14 protein-coding genes are annotated in these 18165 nt (G+C 71.0%); 9 read left to right on the forward strand and 5 right to left on the reverse strand.

Annotated features, from left to right (window positions below):
- The first annotated feature begins 54 nt into the window (after nt 1-54).
- The 4 genes from ACWDAS_RS32940 to ACWDAS_RS32955 all read left to right on the forward strand — a co-directional run bounded on the left by ACWDAS_RS32940 (nt 55) and on the right by ACWDAS_RS32955 (nt 4040).
- Nucleotides 55-1071, forward strand: a complete 1017-nt coding sequence (locus tag ACWDAS_RS32940; protein WP_450398254.1) for a LacI family DNA-binding transcriptional regulator — start codon at nt 55-57, stop codon at nt 1069-1071.
- Between the two features lie 183 nt (nt 1072-1254).
- The gene (locus ACWDAS_RS32945; protein ID WP_450398295.1) at nt 1255-1698 is read left to right on the forward strand and encodes a VOC family protein; all 444 of its coding nucleotides are present in this window, start codon (nt 1255-1257) and stop codon (nt 1696-1698) included.
- A gap of 149 nt (nt 1699-1847) precedes the next feature.
- Nucleotides 1848-3332 (forward strand): dihydrolipoyl dehydrogenase family protein, encoded by a 1485-nt coding sequence (locus tag ACWDAS_RS32950; protein ID WP_450398256.1) that lies wholly within the window; start codon nt 1848-1850, stop codon nt 3330-3332.
- A gap of 84 nt (nt 3333-3416) precedes the next feature.
- Entirely contained in the window at nt 3417-4040 is a 624-nt protein-coding gene (locus ACWDAS_RS32955) for an MBL fold metallo-hydrolase (RefSeq protein ID WP_450398258.1), read from the forward strand.
- Nucleotides 4041-4158: 118 nt separating this feature from the next.
- Here ACWDAS_RS32955 and ACWDAS_RS32960 read toward each other — a convergent pair whose 3' ends face one another.
- The gene (locus ACWDAS_RS32960) at nt 4159-5685 is read right to left on the reverse strand and encodes an MFS transporter (RefSeq protein ID WP_450398260.1); all 1527 of its coding nucleotides are present in this window, start codon (nt 5683-5685) and stop codon (nt 4159-4161) included.
- Between the two features lie 308 nt (nt 5686-5993).
- Here ACWDAS_RS32960 and ACWDAS_RS32965 point away from each other — a divergent pair, with 308 nt between their 5' ends.
- Nucleotides 5994-6470, forward strand: coding sequence for a MarR family winged helix-turn-helix transcriptional regulator (locus ACWDAS_RS32965; RefSeq protein ID WP_450398262.1), 477 nt, complete (start codon nt 5994-5996; stop codon nt 6468-6470).
- 35 nt (nt 6471-6505) lie between these two features.
- Here the strand turns inward: ACWDAS_RS32965 and ACWDAS_RS32970 are convergent, their stop codons facing one another.
- Nucleotides 6506-7876 carry an alpha/beta fold hydrolase gene (locus ACWDAS_RS32970; RefSeq protein ID WP_450398264.1) on the reverse strand — a complete coding sequence of 457 codons (1371 nt, stop codon included), beginning with the start codon at nt 7874-7876 and terminating at the stop codon, nt 6506-6508.
- 160 nt (nt 7877-8036) lie between these two features.
- Between ACWDAS_RS32970 and ACWDAS_RS32975 the strand changes: the two genes are divergently transcribed.
- Entirely contained in the window at nt 8037-9023 is a 987-nt protein-coding gene (locus ACWDAS_RS32975) for an ArsR/SmtB family transcription factor (RefSeq protein ID WP_450398266.1), read from the forward strand.
- Nucleotides 9024-9045: 22 nt separating this feature from the next.
- On the opposite strand, the gene ACWDAS_RS32980 is transcribed toward ACWDAS_RS32975, so the two are convergent.
- Nucleotides 9046-10014: a GlxA family transcriptional regulator gene (locus ACWDAS_RS32980; protein WP_450398268.1), complete on the reverse strand. Its 969-nt coding sequence runs from the start codon at nt 10012-10014 to the stop codon at nt 9046-9048.
- A 133-nt stretch (nt 10015-10147) separates the two neighbouring features.
- On the opposite strand from ACWDAS_RS32980, the gene ACWDAS_RS32985 reads away from it, so the two are divergent.
- Nucleotides 10148-10786 (forward strand): HD domain-containing protein, encoded by a 639-nt coding sequence (locus ACWDAS_RS32985; RefSeq protein ID WP_450398270.1) that lies wholly within the window; start codon nt 10148-10150, stop codon nt 10784-10786.
- A gap of 392 nt (nt 10787-11178) precedes the next feature.
- On the forward strand, nt 11179-12099 hold the full coding sequence (locus ACWDAS_RS32990) for an NADP-dependent oxidoreductase (protein ID WP_450398271.1): 921 nt from the start codon (nt 11179-11181) through the stop codon (nt 12097-12099).
- Nucleotides 12100-12524: 425 nt separating this feature from the next.
- On the opposite strand, the gene ACWDAS_RS32995 is transcribed toward ACWDAS_RS32990, so the two are convergent.
- Nucleotides 12525-13721 (reverse strand): epoxide hydrolase family protein, encoded by a 1197-nt coding sequence (locus ACWDAS_RS32995; RefSeq protein WP_450398273.1) that lies wholly within the window; start codon nt 13719-13721, stop codon nt 12525-12527.
- Between the two features lie 363 nt (nt 13722-14084).
- Between ACWDAS_RS32995 and ACWDAS_RS33000 the strand changes: the two genes are divergently transcribed.
- Nucleotides 14085-16871, forward strand: a complete 2787-nt coding sequence (locus ACWDAS_RS33000; RefSeq protein ID WP_450398275.1) for a LuxR C-terminal-related transcriptional regulator — start codon at nt 14085-14087, stop codon at nt 16869-16871.
- A 350-nt stretch (nt 16872-17221) separates the two neighbouring features.
- On the opposite strand, the gene ACWDAS_RS33005 is transcribed toward ACWDAS_RS33000, so the two are convergent.
- Complete coding sequence (locus ACWDAS_RS33005) at nt 17222-17920, reverse strand: SDR family oxidoreductase (RefSeq protein WP_450398277.1); 699 nt, start codon at nt 17918-17920, stop codon at nt 17222-17224.
- Between the last annotated feature and the right edge of the window lie 245 nt (nt 17921-18165).

Raw genomic sequence — 18165 nt, forward strand, 5'->3', positions numbered from 1 at the left:
TGCCGGAGGACCGCGCGCGGCCCTCCGGCACCGGCCCTACCCGGAGGGAGCGCCGTGGGCGTCAGCCTCAAGGACGTCGCGCAGCGCGCGGGAGTGTCCATCAAGACCGTCTCGAACGTCGTGAACGGCTATCAGCACGTCACCCCCGCGATGCGGGCGCGCGTGCAGCAGGCGATCGACGAACTGGGGTACCGGCCCAATCTCACCGCGCGCCACCTGCGCAAGGGCCGCACGGGCATCATCGCGCTGGCCCTTCCGGAGCTCGGGAACCCGTACTTCGCCGAACTGGCCGGCGCCGTCATCGACGCCGCCGCCCGCCACGACTACACCGTGCTGCTGGACCACACCTCCGGCGAGCGCAGGAAGGAGATCCTGGTAAGCCAGGGCTTCCGCGCCCATGTGATCGACGGCCTGATCCTCTCGCCGATCGAACTGGAGGCCGCGGACCTGCTCGCCCGGACCGACAGCGCGCCTTTGGTGCTCCTCGGGGAGCGGGAGTACGACGCCCCGTACGACCACATCGTCATCGACAACGTGGCCGCGGCACGCAGCGCGGTGCGTCACCTGGCCGGGATGGGCCGGCAGCGGATCGCCTTCCTCGGCGCACGTCGCGAGAGCGCCCGGCAGCCCGCCCACCTGCGGCTGCGCGGGTGGCGCGAGGAACTGGCCGCCTGGGGGCTCCCGCACGACGACGACCTCGTGGCCACCGCCTCCGGCTACGGCCGCGGGGACGGGGCTCAGGCCATGGCCGACCTGCTCGATCGCGGGGCACGACCGGACGCGGTCTTCGCCTACAACGACCTCCAGGCCATCGGCGCCCTGCGGGTGCTGACCACCCGGGGCCTGCGGGTGCCGGAGGACATCGCCATCGTCGGCTTCGACGACATCGAGGAGGGCCGCTACGGCGCGATCACGCTGACCACGGTCTCCCCGGACAAGAAGGCCATCGCGCACCAGGCCGTCGACTGCCTCGTCCAGCGGCTGACCGGTTCCCCGGACGCCCAGCCACGGCGCGTCCGGCCCGGCTTCGACCTGGTCGTCCGCGAGTCCACCCTGGGCCACCGCCGCTGACGGCAGGCCGTCCCGGCCCGGGACCTGCGCTCGGTCTCCCGGCTCCGGGCCGGCGCTCCGGTCACCACCGCATGACCGCGATCACGCGAGCAGCCATGCGTCACCTGTTTGACAGGTGACGCACGATGGGCCAAGCTGATCACTGTCCAAACAGGTGACGATGCGATGGAGTGTGAGGACGAGATGGACCTGAAGCTCGAGGTTGTGGTGCTGCCCGTCTCCGACGTGGACCGGTCGAAGGACTTCTACACGGCGATGGGATTCCGCCTGGACGTCGACTACGTCGGTGACGACGGCTTCCGGGTGGTGCACTTCACACCTGCCGGATCGGGGTGCTCGATCATCATCGGCGATCAGGTCACATCCGCCGCGCCGGGCTCGGTGCAGGGGCTCCATCTGATCGTCGACGACATCGTGGCGGCCCGGGCCGAACTCGTCGGCCGTGGCATCGACGTCGGCGAGGTCTTCCACGACGCGGGCGGCGTCTTCCACCACGCCGGCGAGAAGGCGCGGATCAGCGGGCCGCATCCGGGACGCGCCACCTACGGCTCGTTCGCGGCGTTCACCGACCCGGACGGCAACAGCTGGGTCCTCCAGGAGGTCACGGAGCGCGCGCCCGGCCGGTGACGCACCGCCCGCTCTCCCGATCACGGGACAGCCACGTCGCGTGAAGCGCGGCAACGCGAGGGCGACGCGACAGCCACGCCCCGCGCAGCCGCGGCGCATCCCCGCCCCGGGCCGCGGGCGCGATCCCGCCGGCCCCCCGGAAGCAGAGAATGAGGACCAACACAATGACGGGTGAGGCACCCAGCCGCACTTCCCGCACCTACGACGTCGTCGTCGTCGGAGGCGGCCCGGTGGGCGAGAACGTGGCCGATCGCACCAGCGCCGCCGGGCTGGCCACGGTGATCGTCGAGAGCGAACTACTCGGCGGCGAGTGCTCGTTCTGGGCGTGCGAGCCCAGCAAGGCGCTGCTGCGCCCGGTGGTGGCACAGGCCGACGCCCGCCGGGTGCCGGGGCTGAGGAGCGCGGTCCAGGGGCCCCTGGACGTCGCCGCGGTCCTCGCCCATCGCGACAGGCTCTCCGCGTACTGGCAGGACGAGGACCAGGTCGAGTGGCTGAAGTCCGTGTCGGTGGATCTGGTGCGCGGCCATGGCCGGCTGGACGGCCCCCGGCAGGTGGTGGTGCACACCCCCGACGGCGGGACGGTCCGCCTGACGGCACGTCATGCCGTCGTCGTCGCCACCGGAACCGGACCGGTGCTGCCGGATCTGCCGGGTCTCGGCGAGGTCCGCCCGTGGACCAACCGCGAGGCGACCGCTGCCCGGGAGGTGCCGGCACGGCTCGCCGTGGTCGGGGGCGGCGTGGTCGCCGTGGAGATGGCCACCGCATGGCAGGCGCTCGGAGCCCGGGTGACCATGCTGGTCCGGGGAGAGGGCGGGCTGCTCCCGCGCATGGAGCCGTTCGCCGGACAGATGGTGGGGGACGCGCTGCGCGAGGCCGGTGTGGACGTGCGGCTCGGCGCCTCGGTGGCGGCCGTCACGCGGGAGGACGGCGGGGACGGCCCGGTGCGGATCACCCTGGCGGACGGCGGGACGGTGATCGCGGACGAGATCCTGTTCGCGACCGGCCGAGCCCCGCGTACCGCGGACATCGGTCTGGAGACGGTGGGTCTCACCCCTGGCGACTGGCTGACCGTCGACGACACCTTCCGGGTCCCGGCCGTCGCCGGCGGCTGGCTGTACGCCACAGGCGACGTCAATCAGCGGGCCTTGATGACGCATCAGGGCAAGTACCAGGCGCGGATCGCGGGGGCCGTGATCGGTGCACGGGCCAAGGGCGAACCGCTGGACGACGGCAGGTGGGGCGCGCACGTAGCCACCGCGGACAGCGACGCCGTACCGCAGGTCGTCTTCACCGACCCGGAGGTCGCGAGCGTCGGTCTGACGACCCGTGAGGCAGAGCGCACGGGGCGCCGGGTCGATGTGGTGGACTACGACATCGGACGCCTCGCGGGCGCGGTCCAGTACGCCGAGGGCTACCGCGGCAAGGCCCGCGTGCTGATCGACCGGGACCGCGGCACGGTGGTCGGTGTCACCTTCGTCGGTCCGGGTGTTCAGGAGCTCCTCTATTCGGCGACCGTCGCCATCACCGGTGAGATACCGGTGGAGCGGCTGTGGCACGCCGTCCCCGCGTTCCCGACGATCAGCGAGGTCTGGCTGCGCGTTCTGGAGACGTACCGGGACACGCGGGCAGCCTGAAGTCGTCGCCGCGGCGGCCGGGATCGGCGACGTGCCCCTGCGCGGGGGGGGGGACGATTCGCCGGCCCGGCACGTTCGGATGCCATGCGGCTCACGAAATACACCCACGCGTGTGTGCGGCTCGAACACGACGGCCGCGTTCTGGTCGTCGATCCCGGTGTGTGGAGCGAGCCGTCCGCCCTGACCGGCGCGGACGCCGTACTGGTCACGCACGAGCACGCCGATCACATCGACGTCCTGCGACTGGCCGGGCTCGGCGTTCCGGTCCACGCCCCCGCCGAGGCGGCCATCCCGCGGCTGGAGGTGACCGGAGTGTCCTCGGGCCAGGAGTTCACGGCCGCGGGCTTCCGCGTACGGGCGGTCGGCGGTCGTCACGCGTTCATCCACGGCGGCCTGCCCGACTGCGCGAACCTCGGCTACATCGTCGACGACGCGGTCTACCACCCGGGCGACTCGCTGCACGTCCCCGAGCAGCCGGTCGAGACGCTGCTCGTCCCGGTCCAGGGGTCGTGGATGAGGACGTCCGAGGCGATCGACTTCGTCAACGCGGTGGCACCGCGGCAGTCGTTCGCGATACACGACGCCCAGATCAACGAACGCGGCCTCAGCAGCGTCAACGGCTGGCTCGCCCAGGAGACCGACCACGGCTACCGCTACCTGCGGCCCGGCGAATCGATCCGGGTGCGGTCGGGGACCGCGCCCGGATGATGTGTTCCCGTCGGGCCCGGCGCGTCAGCGCCGGGCCCGACGGGCGTCGGTGGGTGACGGCAGGGCGGGACACCGTCCACCGGGCGCCGGTTCCAGGGACGGTGCCGCGCCCCGGGGATCACCCGGTCGCCTGCTGCCGGGCCTCGATCGCGGCTTCCCGGCCACGGGGTGAGGGGGCGTCGATGAGCAGCGCGGCGACGAGGGCGGCGAGGAGAGTGATCCCGGCGGCCCACCAGATGGCGGTGGTGAAGCCGTGCACGACCCCGGCGTCGGCGATGGAGCTGTGCTGTGCGGCGGTCACCGGGCGGCCGCCGGCGGTCGTGTGCGAGGCGAGGTAGCGGCCGGTCACGGTGGTGGCGATGGTGTTGAGCAGTGCGGTGCCGATGGAGCCGCCCACCTGCTGGCCGGTGTTCACCGCGGCCGAGGTGACGCCGGCGTCCCGGGGTTCGACCCCGGAGGTGGCGGTGGCCATGACCGGCATGAAGACCAGTCCCATGCCGAAGCCGAGCAGTACGGCGCCGGGCAGGACGTGCGTGGCGTAGCCGGAGTCGGTGCCGAGGAAGGTGAAGGCGAACATGCCGGTGGCGGCGATGACCAGTCCCGGGACGATCATCAGGCGCGGCGCCACGTGGTGCAGCAGGCGTGCGGAGAGCTGGGTGGAGGTCAGCACGATGGTCGCGGACATCGGCAGGAAGGCGAACCCGCTCCGGAGGGCGGAGTAGCCCAGGATGTTCTGCAGGTAGTAGGTGAGGAACAGGAACATCCCGAACAGGCCGACCATGGCCAGGCACAGCGTCAGGACGGGGCCACCGTGGGCACGCGTCCCGATGATGCGCAGGGGAAGCAGCGGGCCGGCGGCGCGGGTCTGCCACCAGGTGAACAGGGCGAGGAGCACGGCACCGACGACGAGCAGGCCGGCCACCGGGCCGGAGGCCCAGCCGTCGGACTCGGCCCTGCTCAGTGCGTACACCACGGTGACGAGTCCGCCGCAGCCGAGGACGGCTCCGGGAATGTCGAGCCGGACCTCGCGGTGCCCGGCGCCGTCGTGGAGGAAGATCACCGCTCCGGCCACGGCGAAGGCGGCGATCGCCACGTTGACGTAGAGGCACCAGCGCCAGTCGAGGTACTGGGTCAGGACTCCGCCGAGCAGCAGGCCGATCCCGCCCCCGGCGCCGGCGAGCGCGCCGAAGATGCCGAACGCCTTGGCACGTTCCTTTCCGTTGGTGAAGGTGGTGGCCAGCAGGGACAGCGCGGAGGGGGCGAGGAGCGCGGCGAAGCATCCCTGCAGGGCGCGGGCCGCGAACAGCATTCCCGGGCCCGTGGCGGCGCCACCGAGCGCGGAGGCCGCGGCGAAACCGACCAGGCCGACGACGAAGGCGCGCTTGCGGCCGACGAGGTCCGCGATACGGCCGCCCAGCAACAGCAGTCCGCCGAACGCGAGGGTGTAGGCGGTCACGACCCACTGCCGGCTGCCGTCGGTGAGGCCGAGGTCCCGCTGGGCCGAGGGCAGGGCGATGCTGACGATGGTGGCGTCGAGGACCACCATGAGCTGCGCGAGTGCGATCACGGCCAGGGCCCACCACCGGCGGGTGTCCTGCTGCGGCTGGGCATCGTGCTGCGGGGCCGATACGGCCGTACTGCTCATCGGGACTTCCTCGTGGATTGCGGCGGAACACGAACGTGGTGCCGGAGCCTTCGCCCGCGGTCCCATCGCCGTGCCCCGGCGGTGGAGACGGTTGTCCCCCGCGGATCCGCGAGCGCGCCGCGCACGCGCTCGTGCCGCCGGCGAGGCAGGGCGAGCGCGGGAACGGCGTCGTCGTCAGGCAGTAAGGATGGAGCCTTTTGCTTGCACAGTCAAATAGTTTTTCCTGGAGGACGGCCGCTCCGGCCCCCCAGGCGGTGGCACATCGCGTCGCCTGCGCGGTGCTTCCTCAAGAAAGTAAAGTGAGGTTCATGTCTCCCGACGCCACGCAGTCGGTACCGGCCCCCAACGGGGTGCAACCGCTCAGCCCGGAGGAAGAGGCCGTCGTCCGGGCCCTCCCACGCATGATCTACGCGCTGCCGCGCGCCATGGACGCCGACATGATCCGCGAGCAGCAGTTGCCTCTCATCGAGTACCTGACCCTGGTCCACCTGTCCGAGGCACCCGGCAGGCAGCTGCGCATGAGCGATCTCGCCGCGGTCTGCGAGCTGTCGCTCAGCGGGATGACGCGCGTCGTGCACCGGCTGGAGAACCAGGGGCTCATCCAGCGGGTCAAGAGCGAACAGGACGCACGCGGCTGGAACGCCGTCCTCACCGACGACGGGTTCACCCGTCTGAGGGAGGCCTGGCCGACCAACCTGGCCGCCGTGCGGCGGCACTTCCTCGACCATCTGGCGGGCCTGGACCTCGCGGCCCTCGCCACGGCCCTGCGGAACATCGCCACCTGAGGCCGGTCCCGCGGGTCCGCGGGACCGGCCTGCGGTCACGGCTTCAAAAGGAAGTCGAACACCGCCCGCCGGCCCTTGTCGCTCGCCGCCCTGCTCTGCACCGAGTGCGCGGCGCCCGGCACCACCACGACCCGCGCCCGTGGTGTCAGCTTCCTCTGTTCGTGGAGCCATTCCAGGGGCGTCGACAGATCCCGGTCCCCGCCGAGCAGCAGTACCGGTACGGCCGGCAGCCGGCGGTGGTCGCGCGGCAGCGGCGGTACCGGTGTGCGCGGCCAGTCCAGGCAGCTGAGCATCGAGCCGAGGCCCGTCGCCGTTGCGGCGTCGAAGGGGCCGTAGTCGGCCGGTGTCAGCTCCGCGCCCGCCTTCTCCAGCGCCTCCCGGCGCCCGGCCACCGGGGTGTCCGACCTCCCCCACGGATAGCGCCCGTCCAGGCAGAGCGTGGAGGCGTGCAGCCCCTGACTCAGCTCCTCCGCGGTCGCCGCGCTGCCCTGCCGTACGCCTGCGATCAGCCCGCGCAGTGGTCCGGGGTCCCCGTTCGCCGCCTTGTGCAGGGCGTCGATCATCGCCGCGTAGTCCGGGTCGACGAACTCCCAGGTGGTCAGCGCGTCCAGCACATCGACGCCGTTGTTGTAGGTGTCCACCACCTCGGCCAGATCCGCCGCCGGGTCCGTGCCGCAGCCGATGCTCTCGCATGCCGCGGTCAGCACACGCGGCGCGGCGCGCATGGCCGCGAGGTCCATCGGGTCGTAACCGGTCTGCGGCACCACCGAGTCCAGTACCAGCCGCGCCACGTGACGCGGGTGGGCCAGGGCGTACCGTTCCGCGGTGTACGTGCCGTAGGAGACCCCGTCGAGCGTCATCTTCCGCACGCCCAGCGCCCGGCGGAGCAGTTCCAGGTCGGCGACGGTGTCACTCGTGCTGTAGAAGCGGCGGTCCGGACCGATGGCCGCGGCGCAGTCCGTCACCGCCCGCGCGGTGGGCGGCGTGAGATCGGACGAGCCCATCTCCTCCTGCAGAGCGGGGCATTGGAGAGCGTCGCCCCCGGTGCCGCGCTGGTCGATCATGACGAGGCGGTAGTCCTTCAGCACCGGTGCCAGGACGGTGCTCAGCCGTTCCACGAACGGCACACCGGGCTGCCCGGGGCCGCCGGTCAGAAACAGCAGCACGCCCTTGGGGGCCTTCGCGTTGTCCGCCATCGCGACCTTCAGGCCCAGCCGGTCCGGCACTCCGCCGGCGTGGTCGAGCGGGACGGTCAGGGTGGCGCAGCCGAACCCCTCAAGACCGGGGCAGGGCGCCGTGCCGGAGAGCCCCCCGCTCCCCCCGGCCGGCGCCGCGGCGGACCGGTCCTGCGCCGTCGACGTGCACGTACCCGACAGCAGCAGCACGCCGGCGGTGGCCAGTGCCACCGCCGCCAGTGCTCCGGGCCTCCGAGTTCCCCGCATCCCCCGCACCCCCCTGTTCTCCGTCGGCCATCAGACTGCGCCAAGCGGGCTTGCCACGGCGAGCCTCCGTGCCAGGATTCGAGCACGTTCGAAGGAACGCGGGACGAGGGACAGCGAGGCAACCGTGATCGAACTGACCGTTGACGCCGCCGGGCTGGCGCGCTCCCACTTCGCGGTCTCGCCGCTGCACGAGGTCGCGGCGACGCTGCTCCCGTGGGGTGTGCACCCGGCCCCGGACGCCGATCCGTGGGTCACGCGCGCCCGTCGCGTGCTGCGCCGCGCGCGGCTGCCGCTGCTGTCCGAACTGGCCCTGGACGGCGGCGGCTACGTGCCCGATTTCCTCAGCCCCCATCCGGCCGGCCCCTCACCCACCGTCGAGGAGGAACTGGAACGGGTCCGGTCCACCCCGCCCGCGCGCGTCATGGGGGAACTGGAGGCGTTACGCGACGGCCGACCGCACAACGGCCTGGCCGGATCGCAGCTGCCACCCGAAGTGCGGCGCGCGATGGCGCGAGGCGGCGCGTACGTCGCCCGGCAGGCCGCGGAGGAACTGGGGCGCTATTGGGAACTGGCCTTCACGCCGCACTGGGCGGCCGCGAAGGCGGCACTCGACGCCGAGGTCGACCGATGCGCGGGCGTGCTCGCCCGGCACGGCGCGGCCGGACTCTTCAACTCGCTCCACCCGGGCATCCGGTGGGCCGACGCCACGCTGCGCGTCGACAGCCGGTTCACGATACGGATGGCGGCACCCTTGGTCGTCGTGGTGCCTTCACTGGTGGCGGCGGCGCCGGGCGTGGTCGTGGACCCGGTACGGGGCGGACACAGGCCGCCGATGGTGGCCTATCCCGTACCCGACCGGCCCACCGTGCCGACACCGCCCACCGCCGAGCTGGCCAGGCTGCTCGGCCCCACCCGTGCCGGGCTGCTCGGGGCACTGGCGCGGCCCGCTTCCACCACCGACCTCGCGGCACGTCACTTCCTCAGCCCGGCCACGGTCTCCTACCACCTGGGCGTACTGCACCAAGCGGGGCTCGTCGCCCGTTCCCGGTCCGGACGGACGGTGCTCTATCGCCGCACGCCCGCCGGTTCCCGGCTGGCGGGGAGCAGGTGACCGCCGCCGGCGACCGTCGGCGCTAGCGGGTGCGGCGGGCCGTGCTGAAGCGGCGCTGGTACGCGGCGGGACTGATGGACAACTCCCGTACGAAGACCCGTCGGAGACTCTCGTAACTCGGGAACCCGGCCAAGGACGCCGCCTGTGTCGCGGTGTGCCCCTGGTCCAGCAGAGCCTTGGCGATGTCGAACCGGATCGACTCGACGTAGCGGGCCGGTGTGGTGGACAACTCCTCTCGGAACAGCCGCGTGAGGTGGCGGGGACTGAGGTTGAGGTGCCCGGAGAGTTCATCAAGGGAGTGGTTCCCCGCGGGATTCGCCGTCACCAGGTCGACGACCGCGCGTAGGGCCGGGGTCCGGGGCGGTGGGACCTGCAGGGGCGCGGAGAACTGTGACTGGCCGCCCGCGCGTTGCAGGTAGACCACCAGGGCACGGGCGACCTCCCGGCTCACATCAGGACCGTGGTCCTCCTCGACGAGGGCCAGCGCCAGGTCGATGCCTGCGGTGACGCCCGCCGAGGTGTACGTGGTGCCGTCGCGAACGTAGATGGCATCGGGTTCGACGCGGATCTTCGGGTGCCGGGCGGCGAGTTCACCCGCGATCTTCCAGTGGGTGGTCGCACGCCTGCCGTCCAGGAGGCCGGCTGCGGCGAGGACGAATGCTCCCGAGCAGACGGACGCGACCCGGCCGGACCGGCCCGCCAGCCCCCTCGCGGCCTCGATCAGTTCCCGCGTGACGGGAGCTCTCGGGTAGACGACACCGCCTGGCATCACGAACGTGGCGGGGTCCGGTTCGGAGGCGGGGCCGCCGTCGACGGCGATCCGTACGCCGATCGACGAGGTGACGTCGTCACCGGTCGCCGACAGCAGGGCGATCCGGTAGCCGGCGCCGAGTCGATTCGCCTCCCCGAACACCTCCGCGGGGCCGGCGACGTCCAGCAGCGCGACCCCGTCGTAGACGAGGATCGCGACCCGATGCATGTCGGAACTCACAGTCATGTTCCTCAGGTGTCTGGATTCGAGTGGTTCATGGCCGAACCGAGGCTGCAGCGAAGCCGCACAGTCGGCATCGTGGAGAACAGACGCACCGCCCACTCCTCACCGGCACATCGAAAGCACGAACATCATGACCGACATCATCGCAGCGGTGGCAATACCCGAGACCGCGGCAGTGGCGGAGGCCACCGGTTTTCTTCGCGAAACAACCGGTCCTCTCATCTTCCATCACTCCCGGCGTGTTTTCCTCTTCGGTTCCCTTCACGCGCGCCGGCTCGGCCTCCAGCCCGATCCGGAGTTGCTCTACATATCCGCGATGTTCCACGACACGGGGCTTTCCACCCCGTTCTCCGGCACGGAGCAGCGCTTCGAGCTCGACAGCGCCGACCACGCGTGCAAGTTCCTGCTCGACCGCGGTTTCCCGAAGAGCGCCGCCGAGGTCGTCTGGACGGCGATCGCGCTGCACACGACGCCGGGGATTCCCGGCCGGATGGGCCCGGAGACGGCCGCCACGAACTACGGCGTGCTGACCGACGCGATCGGCTGGGGGCTCGACGGGCTGGATCGCGACCAGGTGGACGAGATCATCGCCGCCCATCCGCGCGGACAATTCAAGAAGGAATTCCTGCAGGCATTCGTCGAGGGGCTCAGGAATCGCCCGGACACGACCTACGGGACGGTCAATTCGGACGTGCTGGAACGCTTCGTCCCCGGTTTCCGGCGCAAGACCATGGTCGAGCGCGTCATTGAAGCGCCCTGGCCGAATTGACTTCGAAGAGGCCGGAGGCAATCCGATGACACGAGTGTCTTCCGGCCGCGACCGTCGTCGTCCCGGACGGCCCGCCACCTTCACCCTGCCGGCGCTCGCCACCGTGGCGATGACGGCGAGCGCGAGCGCACCGTCACCGATCCATCCGCTGTACCGGGAACGCTTTCAGCTCTCGGTCACCACGGTCACGGTCGTCTTCGCCGTGTACGTCGCGGGACTGCTCGGCGCCCTGCTGACACTCGGCTCACCGAGTGACCACCTCGCCCGCACGCGGGAACCACGGTGGCAGCGATCGGCACGAGTTCCGGCCTGGCCGCCGGCGCCGCGGTGGCCGAACTGCCGGTGGGCGATCGATACACGCACTGTCCGGATCACCAGACAGAGGAACCGTCATGCAAGCCATCACCGCCCAGGACCGCGACGCCGGCGTCAGCGGGCTGACCCTGACCGACCTGCCGTATCCCCACGCCGCCGAGAACGACGTCATCGTGCGGGTGCATGCCGCGGGATTCACCCGCGGAGAGCTCGACTGGCCCGGAACGTGGTCCGATCGAGCCGGCCGAGACCGCACTCCGAGCGTGCCCGGGCACGAGGTCTCGGGTGTCGTGGCGGAACTCGGATACGGAACCACCGGCCTCACCGTCGGCCAGCGGGTCTTCGGGCTGACCGACTGGGCCCGCAACGGCTCGCTGGCCGAGTACGTCGCCGTGGAGGCCCGCAACCTCGCCCCGCTTCCCGCGGATGTCGACCACACGGTGGCGGCCGCGCTGCCGATCTCCGGACTGACCGCCTGGCAGGGCCTGTTCGACCACGCGCGGATCGCAGCCGGCCAGACCGTCCTGATCCACGGCGCCGCGGGTGGCGTCGGTTCGATCGCGGTGCAGCTCGCGCTGGGGGCGGGAGCCCGCGTGATCGGCTCCGGCCGGTCCGCCGACCGGGACACCGTCCTCGCTCTGGGCACGCATACGTTCCTGGACCTCGAGGCCGGCCGGCTGGCGGACGCCGGCGAGGTCGACGTGGTGTTCGACGTGATCGGCGGTGACGTCCTCGACCGCTCGGCCGCGCTCGTACGCGCCGGCGGCACGCTCGTCACGATCACCCGGCCGCCCACCGTCCGGCCCGAGGACGGACGGGCACTGTTCTTCGTCGTGGAACCCGACCGCGCGCGTCTCGCGGACCTGGCACAGCGGCTCCGGGACGGACGGCTCGACGTGCGGGTCGGCGCGGTCCGCCCGCTGGCCGAGGCAGCCGCCGCCTTCACCCCCGAGCGGCGCGTCACCGGCAGGACGATCATCCGGGTCGCCGAGGGCTGACGGCCGAGCGACGCCGGACGTCTTGATCAAGCGGGCGAAGCTTCGAAGGCACCGGCCCTCGCCGGGCTCGCTCGCCACTCCCTCGCCAACGGTGCCGGCACCGAGAAGGGGCCGGACCTCGCATCAGCGTCTCCGACGACACCCCTCGGGCCCGGTGACACCCCCCAGGTCATCCCTTCGGCAGGGGGACACAGTCATGCCGGGCCCGAAGGCCGGCGGCCCCGTCGCAGGACCGCGAAAAACATGACGGGGGTGAGGGCTGTTCATCGTCGCGATCTCGCGGACCGGCGCGGCACCCGCTGCCGGCGGGAGTGAAGGACGTCTGGGCAGGGGTGAAGGAGTACGGGGCGGCCGAGCGGAGCTGGAGTTGCGCCGCTCGGCCGCCCCGGCAACGCGGCGCCTGTGCAGGCGCCGGGCGTGGTCGGTTACCGCAGGCTACGGAAGCCCGTGCGGATCTCGTTCACGAGGAGCTCCGGCTGCTCCCAGGCGGCGAAGTGGCCGCCCTTGGGGAGCCGGTTGTAGTGGACGAGGTTGGGGTAGGCCTGCTCGGCCCAGCTCTTGGGGGCCTGGTAGAGCTCGTCGGGGAAGACGCTGACGGCGACCGGGAGCTTGACGTTGTTGATGCCGAAGAACGAGGTCGTGTTCTCCGCGTAGAGACGGGCCGCGGAGATCGCCGTGTTGGTCAGCCAGAACAGCGTGACGTTGTCCAGGACGTCGTCGCGGGACAGGCCCTCGGTCACTCCGTCGAAGGCCCGGGAGATCAGGGCCAGGCTCTTCGCGTCGTGGTCGAGCAGGAAGGCCGCCAGGCCGACCGGGGAGTCCGCCAGCCCGGTCAGCGTCTGCGGGCGCGAGCCCATCATGTACGCGTAGTAGACGTGCCGGTACACGAAGTCCAGCTGCTCCACGGCCGCCTTCTCCTCGCCGGACAGCGACAGGCCCTCGGGCAGCGGGTTGCCCTTGATGAGTGCGGCGTCGATGTCGCCCGGGATCACCTTGGGCATGTTGGTGTGGATGCCGACCAGGCCCTCGGGCTCCTGCGCGCCCATCAGGTCGGTGACGATCGCGCCCCAGTCGCCGCCCTGCGCGACGTACTTGGTGTAGCCCAGACGCTTCATCAGCTCACCCCACGCACGGGCGATGCGCTCGGGGCCCCAGCCCTTGGCCGTGGGCTTGCCGGAGAAGCCGTAGCCCGGCATCGAGGGGATCACCACGTGGAAGGCGTCCGAGGCCTTGCCGCCGTGCGCGGTGGGGTTGACGAGCGGCTCGATGATCTTCAGCTGCTCGACGACCGAACCGGGCCAGCCGTGCGTGACGATCACCGGCATCGCGTCCTCGTGCTCCGAACGGACGTGGATGAAGTGGATGTCCAGCCCGTCGATCTCGGTGAGGAAGTTCGGGTAAGAATTCAGCCGCGCCTCGACCTTGCGCCAGTCGTACTCCGTCGCCCAGTAGCGCGCGAGCTTCCTCATCGTCTCCAGCTGCGTGCCCTGCGACTGGTCCGCGACGGTCTCCTTCTCAGGCCACCGCGCCGCCTCGATACGCGCGCGCAGGTCGTCGAGCTCCGCGTCGGGAAACTCAAACGTGAACGGCCGGATCTCCAGAGTACCTGGAGTGGCGGACATATAGATCTCCTTGCTGTCGCCGACGACCTCGTGTCGCCGACCCGTCCACCATTCCCGAGGTCGCACGGGCATCGGCCCCGGGAAACCCCCGGGGCTCATCCCGTGGCCGAACCCGGGGCATCACACTGGCGGTGGAGTCGACGCCACTCCGGGTCACGCAGGAGGCACGGACCGTTGCAGCTCGTTGACCGGAGCGCCCCAAGCGCCAGGTGAACACGACCCTAATCATCATGAAAATTCCTAAAATGGACTAACGGTGACGACGGCGCCGGGTGGCGTCTGAGGGGGCATGCCGAGTCGATCGGTCGTCCGGTCGGCCGTGGGAACTGCATCAAGCGGCGGGGTAGGAGATCGACTATGGGCATGCCAAGCATCGACGCTCAGGCCGGACTGCTGGGACGGGACCGGGAGCTGGCCGCACTGGAGGGGGTACTGGCGACAGTGAAGGCGGGCAGCAGCGCGGTCCTGGTCTTCCGCGGCGAGACAGGGATCGGCAAGACCGCCTTGCTGAATTACGCAGCCGGTCGGGCCGCCGGGTTCCGAACCGCCGCCATAGCGGGCATCGAGTCGGAGATGAAGCTTCCCTTCGCGGGCCTTCAGCAGCTCTGCACATTCACGGGCACGCTGGGGCGGCTTCAAACGCTGCCGGAGCCGCAGCGCGATGCACTGTCCGTGGCGTTCGGACTCCGGGAGGACAAGGCGCCGAATCGCTACCTGGTGGGCCTGGCCGCGCTCGGTCTGCTGGCCGGAGCCGCCAAGACCCAGCCGCTGGTCTGCCTCATCGATGATGCACAGTGGTTGGACGAGGAATCCCTGGAAGTCCTGGTGTTCGTCGCCAGGCGGTTGATGGCCGAACCGATAGCTTTGATCTTCGCCCTGGGGGAGTCTGATGACCACCGTGAGCTGGCCGGTCTGCCGGAGCTGATCGTCCATGGCCTCAGCGAGTCCGACGCACGCACTCTGCTGGTCTCGGCCATCCCGGCCCCCCTCGACCCGCTGGTACGGGACCGGATCGTCGCCGAGGCCCACGGCAACCCGATGGCCCTGCTGCAGCTGCCGCACGCGCCCTCGGAACTGGCGGGCGGATACTGGCTTCCTGGCAGGCGCCCCTTGGCGAGCCGCATCGAACACGCCTTCCATCAGCAGTTCCGGTCACTTCCGCAGGACAGTCGGCGCCTCCTGCTGACTGCCGCGGCTGAACCGACCGGAGATGCATCCCTGCTGTGGCGCGCTGCCGGCCTGCAGGGGATACCCGAGGACGCCGCAGCACCGGCCGAGGCCGCAGGGCTTGTCCAATGCGGCCCCTGGGTGCGGTTCCACCACCCCCTGGTGCGCTCGGCCATCTATCAGAGGGCGTCTGTGGCGGATCGCCGGGCGGCACACCGAGCACTGGCAGAAGCCACCGATCCCCACCTTGATCCTGACCGCAGGGCGTGGCACCGTGCCCACGCCGCCACCCGGCCCGACGAGAGCGTCGCCGTCGGCCTGGAGTGCTCAGCCGGCCGGGCCCAAGGCAGGGGAGGAGCCGCCGCGGCAGCCTCGTTCCTCGGGCGGGCGGCGGAACTGACGCCCGATCCGGTACGCCGCGTTACCCGTGCATTGGCCGCCGCCCAGGTCGCGATCGACGCCGGCGGGGCCGACCAGGCCCGCAATCTGCTGGCGGCCGCAGGTGCCGGCCCTCTCGACGACCTGCAGCGCGCCCGACTCGAGCGGCTGCGAGCCCGACTGGTGTTCTCCCAGTTGCGAGGCAGCGACGCGCCCCAGCTGCTGCTTGACGCGGCACATCGGCTGGCGCCTCTCGATGCCGCCCTCGCCCGTGACACGCTGCTGGAAGCGCTCGGCGCGGCGATCTTCGCCGGCCGTCTGAGCGAGGGCGCAGGGCTCCGGGAGGTGGCCGAGGCGGCCCGCGCCGGACCGTTGCCGCCGACGCCGCCGCGGATGGTCGACATCCTCTTGGACGGCATGACCAGCCGGATCATCGATGGCTACGCCGCAGGCGCCGCCCCTCTCAGGCACGCACTGCAGGTTGTCCGGCAGGAGCAGGCATCCGGCGCGGCGGATGCGGACCGGAGCTGGCTGTGGCCGGCGTTCCGCGTGATACCCGAGCCTCTCGCGTCTGAGCTGTGGGACGACGAGACGTGGTACGAGCTGGCGATCGGCGCCGTCCGCATCGCCCGCGAAGCGGGGGCGCTCGCCGTCCTTCCCATGACGCTGACCTACCAAGCGTTCTCCCACGTCCATGCCGGCGAATTCGATACCGCAGCTGGGCTGATCGACCAGGCCACGGCGGTCTCCGAGGCGGTGGGCGGCGTACCCATGATGTACACGTCACTGGTGCTCGGCGCCTGGCGGGGTAAGGAGTCCCAGGCACGGGATCTCATCGACACCGCCGTCGAAGAAGTGCGCGCCCGGGGCGAGGGGCGCGTTCTGAGCCTCGCCGACTACGCAGACGCGGTTCTGTACAACGGCCTCGGCCGCTACGATGCCGCGCTGGCCGCCGCGACGCGCGCATGCCAGTACGAGGATGTGGGCTTCTTCGGGTGGGCACTGGCCGAACTCATCGAGGCGGCCGTCCGCAGCGGGCAGTCGGAGGCCGCGGTGGCGGCACTGGACAACCTCACCGAGCGCACACGCACGAGCGGAACCCAATGGGCCCTGGGAGTAGGTGCCTGCGCGCGCGCCCTGATGGCTGACGACCAGGCTGCCGATGCGCTCTACCAGGAGGCGATCGAGTATCTCGGAGGCTGCCGCATCGCCATCCACCTGGCCCGTGCCCGTCTGCTGTACGGCGAGTGGCTGCGTCGTCGGAACCGCCGCCAGGAAAGCCGTGCTCAGCTACGGTGCGCCTACCGGGCGTTCAGTGGGTTCGGAGCGGACGGCTTCGCCGAGCGCGCCCGCAAGGAGCTCTTGGCGGCTGGAGAAACCGCACGTCAACGGACGATTGGCACCGACACCGAACTCACAAGCCAGGAAGTCCAAATCGCCAGGCTGGCCAGAGACGGGCACACCAACCAGGAGATAGCTGCCCAGCTGTTCATCAGCCCGCGTACGGTGGAATGGCACCTCGGCAATGTCTTCGCGAAGCTCGGGGTCAGCTCTCGAAGGCAACTTCGCTCAGTGCGTCTCCTTCACAACCGGGGACCCCGGTAGACGTAACGGGCAGCCACTACGCCTCTGGCTCCTGCCCGGCACTGAGAGGGCTCGGCCAAGACGTCCTCCAGAACGTGCGCCGCGCTGCCCGACCGGACCAAAAGGGGAATCGCGCCCACCTGCACGCGAGCCCGTCAGGGCCAGAGCTCGCGTGCGGGTGGACGCAACGTGTGGCCGTCAGTTCGACCCTGAGTGCTTCCAGTAGTCGTAGTGCTGGGAGGTCGCGGCGTTTCGGGCCGGGAGCGGGGGCCTCCCCGCCGGCGAGGAACACGCGCCCGGGCCACAGCCGCCGGGAACGCGGGTGCGTCACCGGCCTGCTCGGCGGTCAGGACGACGGCTGGTTGGGGCGGTCACCGATTGGCGTACAGCGCCTCCAGTTCCCCCGAGAGCCCGGCGCGTACGTGGCGGGTGATGTCATCGACCAGCACTTCGGGTTCGTCATTGAGCAGCGCCGCCATCGTCTTCTCGGCCACGTCGGCCGCAAGGATCTTCGGGGAGTCGATATCCGCCGCCAAGTCGGTGTCGACATAGCCGGCATGCACGCCGACCACCAGCGTGCCCTGCTCCCGCAGGGCCAGTCGGAAGGCGTTCGTCAGCGACCACTGAGCGGACTTGGAGGCCGCGTAGCTCGGAAGCTGTCTGTTGGCCACCCACGACGCCACGGACAGCATGTTGACCAGCGCTCCGCCGCCGTTGGCGGCCAGTACGGGAGCGAACGCACGCGAGACAGCCCAGGTGCCGAAGTAGTTGACCTCCATCTCGCGCCTGGCACCGTCGAACGACCCCTCCAGGAGAGACGGGCCACCGGCGACCCCGGCGTTGTTGATGACGATATTGACATCGCCGGCGGCACGTGCGGCTGCGGCGACCTGCTCTTCGTCGGTGACATCCAGTCGCAGCGGGACGAGCCCGGAGGCCTGGACGGTCTCCGGCTCCCGGACGCCGGCGTAAACCTTGGCGGCGCCGTGAGCGAGCAGTGCCTGGGCGAAGGCCAGCCCGATGCCACGGTTGGCTCCCGTGACAAGGGCTACCGAACCTTTGATGTCCATGATCACCCTCCATGCGGGCGGATGTGGAGGACTTCCTTCTTCTGACGCTAGGCCCTGGACAGCAGCTCATCCACCCGGCACCTGACTGCACCTGCGTCGATACCTCTTCGCGCACTCGATGGCCGAGCTGCCCGTCTGTGCCGGAAATGCCCGAGGATCGTTCTGCGGCGGGAGTGGCGGCGCTGGGCGGGGACAACGTCGCGAGACCAGCCCCGGCGCCACCTCAAAAACCTTTTCGGCCCCCT

The organism is Streptomyces sp. NPDC001070 (genome assembly GCF_053598835.1).